Annotated in this window: 13 protein-coding genes and 1 pseudogene; 3 read left to right on the forward strand and 11 right to left on the reverse strand. The window is 71.2% G+C overall.

The window, feature by feature from the left end:
• Positions 1-42: 42 nt before the first annotated feature.
• Positions 43-2,199, forward strand: a pseudogene (locus tag NS331_RS16405) (FAD-dependent oxidoreductase); the annotation flags it as partial.
• 215 nt (positions 2,200-2,414) lie between these two features.
• Entirely contained in the window at positions 2,415-2,783 is a 369-nt protein-coding gene (locus NS331_RS25645) for an SDR family NAD(P)-dependent oxidoreductase (RefSeq protein WP_242873787.1), read from the forward strand.
• On the opposite strand, the gene xylB is transcribed toward NS331_RS25645, so the two are convergent.
• The 11 genes from xylB to NS331_RS16460 form a co-directional block, all read right to left on the reverse strand.
• On the reverse strand, positions 2,740-4,209 hold the full coding sequence (gene xylB, locus NS331_RS16410; protein ID WP_058643042.1) for a xylulokinase: 1,470 nt from the start codon (positions 4,207-4,209) through the stop codon (positions 2,740-2,742). The genes NS331_RS25645 and xylB overlap by 44 nt on opposite strands.
• A 16-nt stretch (positions 4,210-4,225) precedes the next feature.
• Positions 4,226-5,188, reverse strand: coding sequence for an AraC family transcriptional regulator (locus NS331_RS16415; protein WP_058643043.1), 963 nt, complete (start codon positions 5,186-5,188; stop codon positions 4,226-4,228).
• Between the two features lie 82 nt (positions 5,189-5,270).
• On the reverse strand, positions 5,271-6,059 hold the full coding sequence (locus NS331_RS16420) for an L-iditol 2-dehydrogenase (RefSeq protein WP_058643044.1): 789 nt from the start codon (positions 6,057-6,059) through the stop codon (positions 5,271-5,273).
• A gap of 54 nt (positions 6,060-6,113) precedes the next feature.
• Positions 6,114-6,782 (reverse strand): transaldolase family protein, encoded by a 669-nt coding sequence (locus NS331_RS16425; RefSeq protein WP_058643051.1) that lies wholly within the window; start codon positions 6,780-6,782, stop codon positions 6,114-6,116.
• A gap of 22 nt (positions 6,783-6,804) precedes the next feature.
• Positions 6,805-7,746, reverse strand: a complete 942-nt coding sequence (locus NS331_RS16430) for a carbohydrate kinase family protein (protein WP_058643052.1) — start codon at positions 7,744-7,746, stop codon at positions 6,805-6,807.
• Between the two features lie 14 nt (positions 7,747-7,760).
• The gene (dalD, locus tag NS331_RS16435; RefSeq protein WP_058643053.1) at positions 7,761-9,146 is read right to left on the reverse strand and encodes a D-arabinitol 4-dehydrogenase; all 1,386 of its coding nucleotides are present in this window, start codon (positions 9,144-9,146) and stop codon (positions 7,761-7,763) included.
• Positions 9,147-9,208: 62 nt separating this feature from the next.
• A complete protein-coding gene (locus NS331_RS16440) occupies positions 9,209-10,243 on the reverse strand; it encodes an ABC transporter ATP-binding protein (RefSeq protein WP_058643045.1) in 1,035 nt (344 codons plus the stop codon).
• 21 nt (positions 10,244-10,264) lie between these two features.
• Entirely contained in the window at positions 10,265-11,101 is an 837-nt protein-coding gene (locus tag NS331_RS16445) for a carbohydrate ABC transporter permease (RefSeq protein ID WP_058643046.1), read from the reverse strand.
• 4 nt (positions 11,102-11,105) lie between these two features.
• Entirely contained in the window at positions 11,106-11,963 is an 858-nt protein-coding gene (locus tag NS331_RS16450) for a carbohydrate ABC transporter permease (RefSeq protein WP_058643047.1), read from the reverse strand.
• A gap of 105 nt (positions 11,964-12,068) precedes the next feature.
• Complete coding sequence (locus tag NS331_RS16455) at positions 12,069-13,385, reverse strand: ABC transporter substrate-binding protein (protein WP_058643048.1); 1,317 nt, start codon at positions 13,383-13,385, stop codon at positions 12,069-12,071.
• A 514-nt stretch (positions 13,386-13,899) separates the two neighbouring features.
• Positions 13,900-14,838, reverse strand: coding sequence for a LysR family transcriptional regulator (locus tag NS331_RS16460; RefSeq protein WP_058643049.1), 939 nt, complete (start codon positions 14,836-14,838; stop codon positions 13,900-13,902).
• A 172-nt stretch (positions 14,839-15,010) separates the two neighbouring features.
• Between NS331_RS16460 and NS331_RS16465 the strand changes: the two genes are divergently transcribed.
• Positions 15,011-15,798: NAD(P)-dependent oxidoreductase (locus NS331_RS16465; RefSeq protein WP_058643050.1), on the forward strand; the 788-nt coding region annotated here is incomplete at its 3' end.

The following is a 15,798-nucleotide window of genomic DNA, read 5'->3' on the forward strand; positions in this document are numbered from 1 at the left end:
GGCGCCACGCGGTAGGCCCAGACCCTGGCCCGGGCCTACCGCGTGGCGCCGGGCGAGCGGGTGCTGATCGCCGGCAATGGGCCGCTCAACCTGCAGTTGGCGGTGGAACTGCTGCAGGGTGGCGCCAGGGTGCTGGCGGTGGTGGAGTCGGCGCCGCGGCCTTCTGCCGCACGACTGCGCCCTGCCCTGGCCGCATTGCGTGCCGCGCCCGACCTGGTGTGGCAGGGGGCGCGCTACCTGCGCATCCTGCGACGTGCCGGCGTGCCCGTGCACTGGGGCCGGCAGGTGGTGGCCGCCGAGGGTGAGGACCGGGTGCGCCGTGCATGGGTCGCGCCTCACGATGCGCCGGCCGAGCGGACCGCCTTCGACGTGGACACCCTCTGCCTGGGCTACGGCTTCATACCTTCCACCGAGCTGGCCCGCATGCTGGGCTGCGAGCACCGTGCGGCTGGCCGGCACCTGGACCACCTCGCGACGGCCACGGCCGAGGACGGCGCCACATCGGTGCCCGGCGTGTACGTGGTGGGCGATGGCGCCGACCTGGGTGGCGCCCGTGTTGCGCTCGCCCGGGGCACGCTGGCCGGCGCGGCAGCGGCACGCGCCCTCGGCCGCGACGCGCCCCACGACGCGCGCACGGTCACCGAATTGCTCCGCGCCGAGGCTTTCCAGCGTGCCCTGTGGACGCTCTACCAGGCCCCGCCCCGGTCGCTGGCGGCCGTGCCCGACGACACCGTGCTGTGCCGCTGCGAGGAAATCCGCTTCGGCGACGTCCGCGCGCAGATCCGGGCCGGCCGCGACTCCCTGGCTGCCATCAAGCGCAACACCCGGCTCGGCATGGGCCGCTGTCAGGGCCGCTACTGCGCCCTGACTGCCGCCAGGCTGGTGACCGACCTGACGGGGCGTGCGGTCGAACCCGAGCAGTACCTCGCGCCGCGGCCGCCTGCGAGGCCGGTGCCGGCCGGTGCGCTGGGCTTCGAAAAGCCCGAATGGGGCGGCCACCGGCCGGCCATCACACCCAACCTGGCGCGGCCCGTCGAGACCGCGCCGCTGCCGGAGATGCAGGCCGACGTGGTCGTCATCGGCGCGGGCGTGCTGGGCGCGTCATTGGCCTACTACCTGTCGCAGGCCGGCCAGGACGTGCTGGTGCTCGACCGGGACGAGCTCAACCTGCAGGCCTCGGGCGCCAACGCCGGCAGCCTGCATGTGCAGTTGCTGAGCTTCGACTTCGGCGCCAAGGCCCAGGCCGGAGGCGGGCCGGCCGCCGCCACGCTGCCGCTGGGGCCGCTGTCGGTGCGGCTGTGGCAGCAGATCGCGCGGGACTGCGGCGAGGACCTGGAGATCAAGATCACCGGCGGGTTGATGGTGGCCGACAGCGAGGCCGGCATGCGCTTCATCGACGCCAAGGCCGCGCTGGAGCGCCGGCACGGCATCGAGGCGCATGTGATCGACGGCGCCGAGCTGCGGCGCCTGTCCCCGGCCCTGTCGGAGGGACTGCTGGGCGCCGAACTGTGCCCCATGGAAGGCAAGATCAATCCGCTGCGGGCCACCTACGCCCTGGCCGCTCGCGCCCAGGCGCGCGGGGCGCGCTTCGTGCGCGGCTGCAATGTGCAGTCCATCGAGCGGCTGCCGGGCGATGGCGCCGGCTTCGTGCTCGCCACCTCGCGCGGCACCGTGCGGGCGCGCCGGCTGGTCAATGCGAGTGGCGCCTGGTCCAGCGCGGTGGGCGACATGCTGGGCGTGCGCATCCCGGTGCAGGGCGCGCCACTGCAGATGATCGTGACCGAGCCCGCACCGCCGCTGGTGGATCACCTCATCGCCCATGCGGACCGCCACCTCAGCCTCAAGCAGGCGGCCAGCGGCGGGCTGCTCATCGGCGGCGGCTGGACGGCCGCCTTCGATCCGGCCATGCGGCTCAACCGCGCGGTGCGCGACAGCCTGGAAGGCAGCCTGTGGGTGGCGCGCCACGTGCTGCCCGCGGTGGCGGGACTGCACATGGTGCGCTGCTGGGCCGGCATGAACGTCAACATCGACGGCGCGCCGATCCTGGGCGAGGTGCCCGGCGTGCCGGGCTTCTTCAACGCCGTGACCTCCAACGGCTACACCCTGGCGCCCATTGCCGGCAAGCTGGTGACCGAGTTGCTGGTGCATGGCGACGCGGGCATGGACCTCACGCCCTTCGGCATCGAGCGCTTCCAGTGAACGTCCGCAGGGTCGGACCGCCCTGCGCGCCCGGTGCCGCCCGCACGGCCAAGCGTGCCGCCAGCGCGCCGATGCGCCGCCATCCACCGGGATGATCGCGCCGGTCATGTGGCTGGACGCCCGCGAGGCCAGCGGCAGCGCCAGCCCCCGGATCTCGCGGGGGGCCGCCACGTTCGGCGTGCCCGTAGAGGACCGGGCCAGGATCGTCAACCTCAATGTGTACGGCACGCTGCCACGCCGTGCTGCCGGGCGTGGTGGCGCGCAAGGGCGGGCGCATCGTCAACATCATTTCCGAGGCCGGCCGCATCGGCGAGGCCGACATGGCCGTTTACTCCGGCGCCAAGGCGGCCATCGCGGGCGCCCGGACGATGTGTCGGGCTGGTGGCCTTCCTGGCCTCGGACCAGGCGCTGTTCATCACCTGGCAGACCATTGGCGACTCGGGCGGATTCGCGATGGTTTGATTGCGGCACTGCGGCACTGCGGCACTGCGGCACTGCGGCTCGCATGGGCCGCTGGCCGCTGCTGCCGTCGCCGGCCGGTCAGGCCGCGAAAAGCGGCCGCACTGCCTCGTACAGCGCCCTGAAGCGCGCCTGCCGCGCGCGATGGCCCGGCGACCGTTCGGCCCGCGGCTCGAAGCGCTGGCGCACCGGCGGTGGCACACACACGTGCGCTTCGTCGCCGCCATCCGCCAGCCAGGCCAGGCGCGCGGCGCCCAGCGCGCCGCCGGCCTCGCCGCCTTCGGCCAGGGTCAGCGGCACTTCCAGGACGTCGGACAGCAACTGCGCCCACCACAGGCTGCGCGCGCCGCCGCCCACCAGGGCGAGCGCGTCGTCGGGCGGCACCAGCGTGTCCAGGCCGTCGCGCAGCCCCAGGCTCACGCCCTCCACCACCGCGTAGGCGATGTCCGCCGGCCCGTGACCTGCGCCCAGTCCGAACAGCACGCCCTGCGCATGCGGGTCGTTGTGCGGGGAGCGCTCGCCGGACAGGTAAGGCAGGAAGAGCGGCGCCCGGGCGCGCGCGTCCTCGTCCAGCGTGGCCGCCTGGGCCAGCAGCGCGGCCTCGTCGCCCAGGCCGAAGGCCCGGGCGGCCCAGCTGACGGCGCTGGCGGCCGACAGCATCACCGACATCTGGTGCCAGCGGCCCGGCAGCGCATGGCAGAAGGCATGCACGGCCCGCTCCGGCCGCGGCGCGAACGCGGCCCCCGCGATGAAGATGACGCCCGACGTGCCCAGCGAAACGAAGCCCTGGCCCGGCCGCACGATGCCCATGCCCACCGCGCTCGCCGCGTTGTCGCCGCCGCCGCCCGCGATGGCCACGCGCCCGCCGTGGGCCGTGCCCAGGCCCCAGCGCCGCGCCAGGGCCGGATCGAGCCAAGCCGACACGGCACTGCCCTCGACCAGCCGCGGCATGTGCGCGCGGGTAAGGCCGGTCGCGGCGAGCATCGTGTCGGACCAGTCGCGCCGCGCCACGTCCAGCCACAGCGTGCCGGCGGCATCGGACATGTCGCTCACCGCCTCGCCGCTCAGCACGAAGCGCAGCCAGTCCTTGGGCAGCAGCACGCGCGCGGTGCGGGCGAACAGCGCGGGCTCGTGCTCCCGCACCCACAGCAGCTTGGGCGCGGTGAAGCCCGGCATGGCGAGGTTGCCCGTGATCTGCGCCAGCGCCGGCACCGCCTGCGTCAACGCGGTGCACTGGGCGGCGCTGCGGCCGTCGTTCCACAGGATCGCGGGGCGCAGCACCTGGCCGTCGGCATCCAGCAGCACGGCGCCGTGCATCTGGCCCGACAGGCCGATGGCGCGCACCTGCGCCAGCGCCTCGGCCTGCGTGGCCTGCAGCTGCGCCATGACGGTGTGCAGCGCATCGGCCCACTGCGCGGGCGCCTGCTCGGCCCACAGCGGCTGCGGCCGGCCGAGTTCCAGCCGCGCCCCGGCCGTGGCGACGATCCGGTGGTCGTCGGCCAGCAGCAGCGCCTTCAGCTCGGAGGTGCCGAGGTCCAGTCCCAGATACATGGGGCGCGCCTCCCGATCAGTGGCTGCCGCCGAAGCGGTGGTCGGCCTGGCGGCGGAATTCGGTGGGCGTCATGCCCTTGATCTCCAGAAAGCGCCGGTTGAAGTTGGCCACGTTGTTGAAGCCCACCTGATAGCAGATGTCGGTCACGAAATGGTCGGTCTGCATCAGCAGGTGGCAGGCGCTGTTGATGCGCACGTGGTTGACGAAGTCGGTGAAGCTGTTGCCGGTGGAGCGGCGGAAGAAGCGCGAGAAGCGCGATTCGCTCATGCCCAGCTCGGCGGCCACGTCGCCGGCGCTGATCGGCTCGGCCACGTTGGCGGTGATGCGGTTGACGAGGCGGTTGATCTGCTCGACCTCGGCATCGCCCTCGGCGCCCTGGATCTGCACGGTGGACAGCACCCGGTAGTCGTTGCAGTGCGCGAGGTCGGCCATGAAGGCGCAGAAATGGCTGAAGCGCTCCAGGCCGCGCGCCGCCTTGATGCGCTCCCAGTGCCGGCGGGCGCGGTCGGACATGCCGAAGAACTCCACGCCCCGGCGTGCCCGCTCCAGGAGCGGCATCAGCTCGCGCAGCTCCGGCAGCTCCTCGCAGGCGCGCTGCAGCGGCTCGTGCCGGAACTGCAGCACCAGGTCGCGCTCGGCCACGCCGTCTTCGCCGCTGTCCAGCGAGACCCAGTTGTGCGGCAGGCGCGGGCCGCACAGCACCAGGTGGCCGGCCTGGAAGGGCCCGATCCAGTCGCCCACGAAGGCCTTGCCGGAGGTGGCGGTGATCAGGTGCAGCTCGTACTCGTCGTGGAAATGCCAGCGTGCCAGTGGGGTCGGATAGCCGTGCGCCAGGCAGCGCACCAGGCCGGCGTCGTCCGCACTCTCGTAGCCCAGCGCGGGCGAGCGGCTGAACTCGCGCTCCAGCTCGGGCTGGCGCTGGCGCGGCCGGGCTGCGCGGGGGCCGCGCGCGCGTGGGTCGGAAGCGGAATGGCTCATGGCGGTCGAAGGCGTCGGTGGACGGGCACGAGGCGCGGGGCAGGCGGGGCGGCGGGTCGCGTCGGCGGCGGCCCGGGCCACCTTAGCTCATCACGTTGCCACCGTCCACGTTGAGGGTCTGGGCGGTGATGTAGCGCGCCTCGTCGCTGGCTAGGAAGACGCAGGCGCCGCCGAGGTCGTCGGGCCGGCCCATGCGGCCCAGCGGCACGGCCAGCCCCACCTGGCGCTTCTTCTCGCCGATGGGCAGCCCCTCGGCCTTGGCGAAGAGGCTGTCCACGTGCGCCCACATGGGCGTGTCCACGACGCCGGGCGAGATGGCGTTGACGCGGATGCCGTGCGGCGCCATGGCCAGCGCCGCGCTCTGCGTGTAGCTGATGACGGCCGCCTTGGTGGCGCAGTAGTGCGACACCAGCGCCTCGCCGCGCCGGCCGGCCTGCGAGGCCAGGTTGATGACGCTGGCGCCCTGCGTGCCCGCCTCCACCATGTGGCGCAGCACGGCCTGCATGACGAAGAACAGGCCCTTGACGTTGACAGCAAAGAGCCGGTCGAAGGAGGCCTCGTCGCTGTCCAGCAGCGGCGCCAGGTCGAACACGGCGGCGTTGTTGACCAGCGTGTGGACCGGGCCGAAACGGCCGATGGCGGTGTGCAGCAGGCGCGCGATGTCGGCACTGCGGGTGATGTCGGCCCCGATGTAGGCGACGGTGTCGGGATGCTGCCGCATCACCGCCTGCACGGCGGCGGGCGCCTCGTCGGCGCGGTCGACCAGGCTGCAGCGCGCACCTTCGGCCAGGCAGGCTTCGGCCATCGCGAGGCCGATGCCGCCGCCGGCGCCGGTGATCAGTACATGGCGTTGGGCAAGACGTGGGGACATGGGAAGTCTCTCTTTGGTGTCGGATCGGAAGATGGGTCGATGCGCCTTGGACGTTCAGGCGCGGGCATCGGCGAGGAAGCCGCGCTCCGCCTCGTGCGTGGCGTCGTGGTCCAGCAGTTGCGGGAACAGCCGTGGCGGGATGGTGATGGCGCCGACGCCGAGCGCGAGCAGCGACAGGTAGGCCTCGCGCGTGCGCACGCTGGCCACCAGCAGGCGCATGGGGCCGCCGGTCTGCGCCACCAGCGCCTGCATCCGGGCGATCAGCGCCAGGCCGTCGACGCCGCTGTCGTCCAGGCGGCCCAGGTAGGGCGCCGCATAGGCCGCGCCGAGCAGCGCCGCGAAGTGCGCCTGCTCCGGCGCATAGACGGCGGTGTAGGTGACGGCATGGCCTGCGGCCGCGAGCTGCGCGCCGGCGCGCAGGCCCTCGCGCGTGGCGGGGATCTTGATCACCAGCTGGCCGGGCGCGAACTGCGCCAGCAGCGATTGCGCGTCCTCCAGCATGCCGGCCGCGTCGGCGGCCTGCACCTGGGCCTGCACCTGCCGGGCGCCGAGTGCCAGGCATTCGTGCAGCAGCGCCGGCAGCGCCGCGCGCGGGACGCCGGCGCGCCGCAGCAGCGTGGGATTGGTGGTCACGCCATGGACCACCGGATGCGGCAGGCAGGCGCGCAGTTCGGCCAGGTCGGCGCTGTCGAGGTAGAGGTGGAAGCCGGCAGGAGTCGTCATGGGCATGGGATCGAGGTGGGTTTCAGGCGTCGGCCTGCAGCAGCAGCGCATCGACCTCGCCGCGCGTCGGCGGGTTGGCGCCTTCGCGGGTGCAGTTGAGGGCGGCGGCGGCACCGGCGAAGCGCAGCACGGCGGACCAGGCCTCGGCCCGCAGTGCCGACAGGGCCTCGGGCGTGTCCACGCCGCGCTCCAGCAGCGCGACCAGCAGGCCGGCGGCGAAGGTGTCGCCGGCGCCGATGGTGTCGGCCACACGCACGGGCGGCGGACGCAGCGTCAGCGGCTCGGCGCTTGGCCGGAACAGCATGGCGCCCTCCCCGCCGCGTGTGATGACGACGGCCCTGGGGCCCTGGCGCAGGCAGTCGGCGGCCACCTCGGCCAGCGCGCGGTCGGGCGCCAGCAGCTGGGCATCCTCGTCGCTCATCTTGACCAGGTCGGCCGCGGCCAGCCAGCGCGTGCAGTGCCGGCGCCAGGCATCCAGGTCGGGAATCAGGCTGGGACGCGCATTGGGGTCGAACAGCACCAGGCGGCGGCCGCGCTGGGCCTCGACGAATTCCGTGATGCGGCTGGCCGCAGGCTCCTGCAGCAGCGAGATGGAGCCGAACTGCAGCCAGCGGCAGCTGTCGGGCAGGGCCGGCAACTCGGCCGGCGCCCAGAGCGTGTCGGCCGTGCCCTGGGTGTAGAAGGCATAGCGGTTGCTGGTGGGCGTGCGCGCCACGAAGGCCAGCGTGCTGGGCGCTTCGCTGCGCCGCACGAAGCGGGTGTCGATGCCGTTGGCCAGCAGGTGCGCGAGCAGCCGCTCGCCGAACAGGTCGGTGGACAGCTGGGTGACGAAGCCCGTGGGCACGCCCAGCCGGGCACAGGCCACCGCGCTGTTGGTGGGCGCCCCGCCGACGTGGCCCTGGAAGGCCAGTTCGCCGGCGGCGGTGAAGTCGATCAGCGATTCGCCGACGAAGGCGATGCGCATGGGCGCGTCCATGCTCAGTGTCCGTGCTGGGCCAGGAACAGCGCGACGCGGTCGCTGGCACGGCGCACCGCCGACACCAGCCGCGCGTCGCCCGCCAGTTGGCCCCAGAGGCCGGCGTCGGCGCACAGGGCGGCCACCGGATCGGCCGCGGCGCAGATGGCATGCGCCACCGCCGGGTCCATGCCCTGGTCCTGGTAGGCATAGGGCAGCGTGCCCTGGTGCCAGCGCTGCAGGAAGGCCAGGAACAGCGCCGGCAGCATGGCCACGCTGCCGATGGCGGCACCGGCCGCCAGGCGCTCGCGCACGGTCGGCGCGATGAAGCCGGGGATCTTGGAGAAGCCGTCGGCCGACACGCGCTGGTTGGTGTCGCGGATGGCCGGGTTGGAGAAGCGCTCCAGCACGACGTCGCGGTAGCGCGGCAGGTCGACCGGGCTGGCGCCCTCGCGCGTCAGGCAGGGGATCACGTCCTCGGTCACGTAGTCGTGCGCCATCTGGCGGATGGCTGGCGTGAGCGTGCCCTCGTGGATGAACTGCAGGCCCAGCAGCGTGCCGGCCCAGGCGATGCAGCTGTGGCTGGCGTTGAGGATGCGGATCTTGGCCTCTTCGTAGGGCTGCACGGACTGCACGAGCTCCACGCCGACCGTTTCCCAGGCCGGGCGGCCGGCGATGAAGTCGTCCTCGATCACCCACTGGATGAAGGATTCGCCGGTGATGGGCGCGGCATCGTCCTGGCCGGTGGCACGGCGCACGCGCTCGCGCAGCTCCGGCGGCGGGCGCGGCGTGATGCGGTCCACCATGGCGTTGGGGCAGGTGGTGTGGGCCTTCGTCCAGGCCAGCAGCGGCGCGTCGCCGAGGCGCTCGATGAACTCGAGCAGGCCGGCACGGAAGCGCTCGCCGTTGTGGCGCAGGTTGTCGCAGTTGAGGAGCGTGAGCGGGCCGGCCGAGTTGGCCATGCGCGCGCGCAGGATGGCGGTGACGGCGCCGTAGATCGTCTCGCCGGCCTCGCCGCGCGCGGCCCGTGCCAGGTCGGCGGCCAGGTCGTCGAAGCCGAGGTCGAGCCGGTGGGCCGCATCCAGGTAGTAGCCGGCCTCGGTTACGGTGAAGGACACGATGCGCGTCGCCGGATCGGCGCCGCGCGCCACCATGGCCGCTTGGCCGGGGGCGTAGGGAATCACTTCGCGGATCGATGCGATGCGGGCATAGCGGTACTCGCCGGCGGGCGAGACGGTCTCGAGCGTGTAGGCGCCGCCCTGGGACTGCAGGGCCGCGATCGTGTCGGCCATGTCGGGGCGCAGGTTGGCGCCGGCCAGCGTCCAGCGGCGGTCGCCGCTGTCGTGCAGGGCCTGCAGGTAGACGGCCTGGTGGGCCCGGTGGAAGGAGCCCAGACCGAGGTGGAGCATCACCAGGCCGGCACCGTCGGCCACGGAAGAAGAGGTCACGGGAAGGTTCTCCGGCAAAGGAATCAGGCAGCGGCGAGGGCGCGGCCCTCACGGCTGAACAGGTGGAGCACGGCGGGGTCGATCTCGACGCCCACCTCGTCGCCGGCCTGCAGCGCCGTGCGCGCGTTCTGGCGGGCGATCATGGTCACACCGTCGACGTCGACGTGGATCAGCGTGTCGGCGCCCAGGGCCTCGACCAGGCCCACGCGGCCCGGCATGCCGGCACCGGCGCCGGGGTGCACGCGCACGCCCTCGGGCCGCACGCCCAGGAAGCCGTCGGCCGGCAGGCGACCACCGGTGAGGTGCGCCACGGCCGGCAGCGACTGGGCCGGCAGCATGTTCATCGAGGGCATGCCGATGAACTGGGCCACGAACTGGTTGGCCGGGCGGTCGTAGAGCTCGAGCGGCGAGCCGACCTGCTCGATCAGGCCGTCCTTGAGCACCACCACCTTGTCGGCCAGCGTCATGGCCTCGACCTGGTCGTGCGTGACGTAGATGGTGGTGGCGCCGAGCGACTCGTGCAGCTTCTTGATCTCGACGCGCGTGTTGCCGCGCAGGGCCGCATCCAGGTTGGACAGCGGTTCGTCGAACAGGAAGACCTTGGGCGCGCGCACGATGGCGCGGCCGATGGCCACGCGCTGGCGCTGGCCGCCCGAGAGTTCGCGCGGCGTGCGCTGCAGGTACTTGGACAGGTTGAGCTTCTCGGCCGCCGCTTCCACCTTGCGGCGGATCTCGTCGGCCGGCACCTTGGCCAGCTTGAGCGCGAAGGACATGTTGTCGTAGACGCTCATGTGCGGATAGAGCGCGTAGCTCTGGAACACCATCGCCAGGTCGCGCTTGCCCGGCGGCGCATAGGTGATGTCGCGGCCGTCCAGCAGCATCTGGCCGCTGCTGATCGGCTCCAGCCCGGAGATCAGGCGCAGCAGCGTCGACTTGCCGCAGCCCGACGGCCCGACGAAGACGATGAACTCGCCCTTCTCGATCGACAGATCGACGCCGCGGATGATGTCGGTCTCGCCGAAGCGCTTGCGGATGTTCTTGAGTTCGAGGAAGGCCATGACGTTGTCCCCTGCTGCTTGTTACTTGACTGCGCCGAAGGTGAGGCCCTGCACGAGCTGCTTCTGCGAGAACCAGCCGAACACCACGATGGGCGCGATGGCCATCAGCGAGGCGGCCGACAGCTTGGCCCAGAACAGGCCCTCGGGGCTGGAGTACGAGGCGATCAGCGTGGCCAGCGTGCCGGCCTTGGCCGAGCTGAGGTTGAGCGCCCAGAAGGCCTCGTTCCAGCTGAGCACCAGGCACAGCAGGCCGCAGGAGGCCAGGCCGCCCACCGACAGCGGCATCACCACGTGCCGGAATTCGGTCCACAGCGTGGCCCCATCCATGCGTGCCGCTTCCAGGATCTCGCCGGGAATGTCCTTGAGGCTCGTGTAGAGCATCCAGACCATGATGGGCAGGTTGGACAGCATGAAGACGATCGTCAGCGCCGGCAGCGTGTCGAGCATGCCGGCGGTCTGGGCCAGCACGTAGATGGGCACCAGCGCGCCAACGGCCGGCATCATCTTGGTGGACAGCATCCACATGAGGATGTCGCGCGTGCGCTTCGTGCGGAAGAAGGCCATGGAGTAGGCCGCCGGCAGCGCGATGGCCAGGCCGATCAGCGTGGAGCCCACACTGGTGACGAGCGAGTTGCGGGCATACAGCAGGTAGTCGCTGCGGCGCTGGACCTCGGCGAAATTGTCCAGCGTGGGCGTGAAGACGAAGAGCGGCGGCACGGCGATGGCCTGCAGCTCGGTCTTGAAGGCGGTGAGGAACAGCCAGCCGAGCGGAAAGAACAGCAGCAGCGCGAGGGCCCAGGCGGCCACGGTGCGCAGCAGCAGCGGCAGCCGGGTGTTGGGCGGTTTGGCGTGGGACATGGTCTCAGTCCAGGTTCTTGCCGATGATGCGAATCAGGAAGGCCGCGACGATGTTGGCCAGGATCACCGCGAACAGGGCGCCGGCCGAGGCCACGCCGACGTCGAAGTTCATCAGCGACTGCTTGAAGATCAGGTAGGTGAGGTTGGTGCTCGCGTTGCCCGGGCCGCCGTTGGTGGTGATCGCGATCTCGGCGAACACCGACAGCAGGAAGATCATCTCGATCATCACGACCACGGCCATGGGCCGGCCCAGGTGCGGCAGCGTCAGGTAGAAGAAGCGCTGCGTGGCGCTGGCGCCGTCCATGCGGGCGGCCTCCATCTGCTCGCGGTCCAGCGACTGCAGCGCGGTGATGAAGATCAGGCAGGCGAAGGGCAGCCACTGCCAGCCCACCATGACGATCACCGACAGCAGCGGCCAGTCGGTCAGCCAGTCCACCGGCTGCGCGCCGAACAGTCGCCACAGATCGGCCAGGATGCCGTAGATGGGGTTCATCATCATGTGCTTCCACAGCAGGGCGTTGACCGCCGGCATGACGAAGAAGGGCGAGATCAGCAGCACGCGCACGATGCCGCGGCCCGGAAAGGGCTCGTTCACCAGCAACGCCAGCAGCACGCCCAGCACGACGGTGCCCACCACCACGCTGCCGATGAGCAGCAGCGTGTTGCCCACCGCCGGCCAGAAGTCGGGGTCGGTGACGAAGTACTGGAAGTTGTCGATGCCCGCGAAGGTGCGCTCGCCTGGCTGCAGGAGGTTGTAGTTGACGAACGAGAAGTACAGCGTCATCAACAGCGGCACGATCATCCAGAGGAAGAGCGCGATCACGGCGGGCGCCATCAGCGCCCGGGGCAGCAGTCGGTTCATGGCAGGCGGAACTCGGGCAGGCGAACGGGCGGGCGACGACGCGCAGGCGGGAACGCGGGAGGGCGCATGCCGCCGGCCCCCGGCCAGCCGGCATGCGCATCCGGCTCACTTGTAGTAGCCGCCCTTCTTCATCTCGCGCTCGGCCAGGGTCTGCGAGGTCTTGAGGGCCTGCTCGACCGAGGTCTTGCCGGCCAGGGCCGAGCTCATCTGCTGGCCCACGCCCACGCCGATGGCCTGGAACTCGGGGATGGCCGCGTACTGCACGCCCGCATAGGGGGACTTGGGCAGCGTGTTCTCGCCCGGGTTGGGGTTGGCCGAGTCGATGGCCTTCTTCTCGGCGGCGGCGAAACGCGCGACCTTCTGGAACTCCGGGTTGGCGTAGGTCGACTTGCGCGTGCCGGTGGGCACGGCGCCCCAGCCCTGCTCCTTGGCCACCAGCTGGATGTAGTCCTTCGACGTCGCCCAGCGGATGAACTTCTGCGCGGCCTCGTCCTTGGTCGAGCTGGCCGGGATGGCCAGGTTCCACGACCACAGCCAGTTCGCGCCCTTGGGCGTGACGGCCACCGGGGCCTGGGCATAGGCCACCTTGTCGGCCACCTTGGACTGCTTGGGATCGGAGACGAATGACGCGGCGATGGTCGCATCGACCCATTGCGCGCACTTGCCTTCGCTGAACAGCGCCAGGTTCTCGTTGAAGCTGTTGGCGGCGGCGCCGGGAGGCCCGGCCTTCTTCATCAGGTCGACGTAGAAGCCGATGGCGTCCTTCCAGGGCTTGGTGTCGATCTGCGGCTTCCACTGCATGTCGAACCACTGGCCGCCTTGGGTGTTGACCAGCGTGGTGAGGAAGGCCATGTTGTCGCCCCAGCCCGGCTTGCCGCGCAGGCAGATGCCGTACACGCCGGCCTTGGGGTCGGTGGCCTTCTCGGCGAAGTCCTTCACCTCGGCCCAGGTGGGCGGGTCACTGAACTTCACCCCGGCCTTGTCGGCCAGGTCCTTGCGGTACATGAGCATCGAACTCTCGCCGTAGAAGGGGGCGGCGTAGAGCTTGCCTTCGTACGACAGGCCGCTGCGGATGGCCGGCAGCAGGTCGTCGACGTCGTAGGCGGCATCGGTGGCGATGGGCTTGAGCCAGCCCTTCTTGGACCAGATCGGCGCCTCGTACAGGCCGATGGTCATGACGTCGAACTGGCCGCCCTTGGTGGCGATGTCGGTTGTCACGCGCTGGCGCAGCGTGCCTTCCTCGAGCGTGACCCACTTGACCTTGATGTCGGGGTTGGCCTTTTCGAAGAAGGGGGTGAGCTTCTGCATCTCGATCATGTGGCCGTTGTTCACGGTGGCGATGATGAGTTCGGTGGCGGCATGGGCCGCCAGGCCGGCGGCGGCAAGGGCGAGCACGAGGCCCGCCTGGGCAAAACGCTTCATGGTGTCTCCTCGGTGGTTCCACGACCGGTGGTCGCTGGGCCTGGATTCTGAGGAGGTTGTCTTGCGCGATCTGTACCTTCAATGCCAAGTCCGATACTTTTTTGCATCAGGAGCTTGGTGAAATCCCGAGGGACGGCAAGAGCGGATGTGCGGTTTCGCCAATCGGCGCGGCTTGGCACGCCGTCTCGAAGGCCACCGCGCCTTGCCGCGGCGCGCGCGCATCCACCTGCGCGCGCAGGCTGGGCGCAAGTATGGTTCGGGGGCGGCGGGTTGGCCGGGGATTGCCTGGACGTCGGCCGGAGCAGGCGTCCGGCCGACGGGATGTGTGACTGGCGCGCATCGTAGTCAGCGGCTTTCTTCGGCTCCAGTGACGAATTCTGATGGAGGGCTGTCTGACATCGGTCTACCTGATGCACCGGGCCGGCGCGCAGCAGTTCCGGCCTTCGGCCGAAGTCACCCGAGGTACCGTGGAATGGCGTCGGGCCGGGCCAGCGCGTCTCCCTTGGTCCGCCTGTCAATTCCCCACCCGCCGCGCCCGCGGTTTTTCGAAGGCCCGCATCGTCCCGATCAGCTGCAGCAGCAGCTGGTTCGAGGCGATGGACAGCTGGCGCCCCAGCCGCGTGATGATGTGCGCCTCGGCGGCGCCCAGCAGCGCCTGGTCCACGGGCAGCGCCACCAGCTCGCCAGCGTCCACCTCCTGCGCCACGGCGAAGGCCGGCAGCAGGCTCACGCCCAGGTCCGCACGCACGAAGTGCTTGATGACCGAGATGGAGTCGGAGATCAGCTTGGGCACCAGCTGCACCCGCTCCATCTGCTCGGCCAGCGCGATCACCTGCCGCGTGCCGAAGGAGCCGTGCATCAGCGCGACGGGATAGGCGCCCACCTGCCGCAGCAGCGGCTGGCGCTTGAGCTCGGTGAGCGGATGGCCGGGCCGCGTGATCACGCACATGGGCTGGCGCACCGCCGCGCGCGAGCGGATGCCCGGCGCCACCGGCGGGTTGTAGACCAGGCCGATGTGCGCGGCGTCCTCCGCCACCGATCGCATGACCTCGTTGGTGCCGGCCAGGCGCATGGTCACCGTCAGGCCCGGGTAGCGCTGCCAGAAGGCCCGGATCGGCTCGGCCATCAGATCGCTCACGAAGCCTTCGCCCAGCACCAGGTCGATGTGGCCGCGGGCCAGGCCGCGCAGCTCCTGCACCTTGGTCAGCAGGTCGTCCTGGTGGGAGTTCTGGGCGCGGAAGTATTCCACCAGCAGCTCGCCCGCCTCGGTCGGCTTGACGCCGCGGCCGTGGCGCTCGATCAGCGGCATCGACAGCTCCGCCTCCAGCTTGGCGATCTGGCGGCTGACCACCGAGGCATGCATGTCCAGCGTGTCGGCGGCCGCACGCACCGAGCCGCGCACGACGGCCTCGTACAGGTACTTGACGCGGCGCAGTTCAAGGGTTTCGTTCATGGGCGAATCGACGGCGGCGAAGGGAGAACGTTGTGACGGCGGAATGACGAGCGTTGCTCGCAGGTCAACGGAAATCTACCGTCGTTGTTATTGTTCGCCAAGCATGCTGGTGAGATTCTTCGTTCGTCGGCGGCAAGTCGCCGTCCTCCCAACTCCCTGTAGGACAAGACGAATGAAGACGATTGGCGTGATCGGACTGGGCAACATGGGTCGCGGCATGGCCCTGACGCTGCAGCGCAAGGGCTTCGACGTGATCGGCACCGATGCCGCCCCGGCCACGCGCGCCGCGCTGGCCGGGGAGGGCCTGACGGTGGTCGACACGGTGCAGCAGGTGGCCGCGCGGGCCGACCTGCTGGTGCTGTCGCTGCCCACTGCCGCCATCGTGGCGCAGGTGGTGGCCGGCCCGGGCGGCCTGCTGGACGTCCCGCGCGACGGATTGCTGGTGGTCGACACCTCCACCTCGCACCCGGACACCACGCGCCGGCTGGCCGGCCAGCTCGAGGCGGCCGGCATGTCGCTGATCGACGCACCCGTCAGCGGCGGCCCGCGCGGCGCCCTGGCCGGCACCATGACCATGGTGATCGGCGGCAGCGAGGCCGACGTGGCCCGGGCCATGATGGTGCTGCAAGCCATGAGCGCCAAGCGGGTGCATGTCGGCCCCGTCGGCGCCGGCCACGTGGCCAAGATCGCGAACAACCTGCTGTGCGCGGCCCACCTGGCGCTGGCCGGCGCCGACGGGGCCCGGGCCATGATGGTGCTGCAAGGCATGAGCGCCAAGGGGGTGGATGTCGGCGCCGTCGGCGCCGGCCACGTGGCCAAGATCGGGGACAACCTGCTGTGCGGGGCCAGCCTGGAGGTGGACGGCGAGGGAGCGCGCGTGGCGGAGAAGGCCGTCGGGCACACAGGGCGGGTGCGCGGAGTGGTGAACGACGGGGGGGTGCGGCGCTTCGTCACAGAAGT

Source organism: Pseudacidovorax intermedius, assembly GCF_001476815.1.
Lineage (GTDB): Bacteria > Pseudomonadota > Gammaproteobacteria > Burkholderiales > Burkholderiaceae_C > Xenophilus > Xenophilus intermedius_A.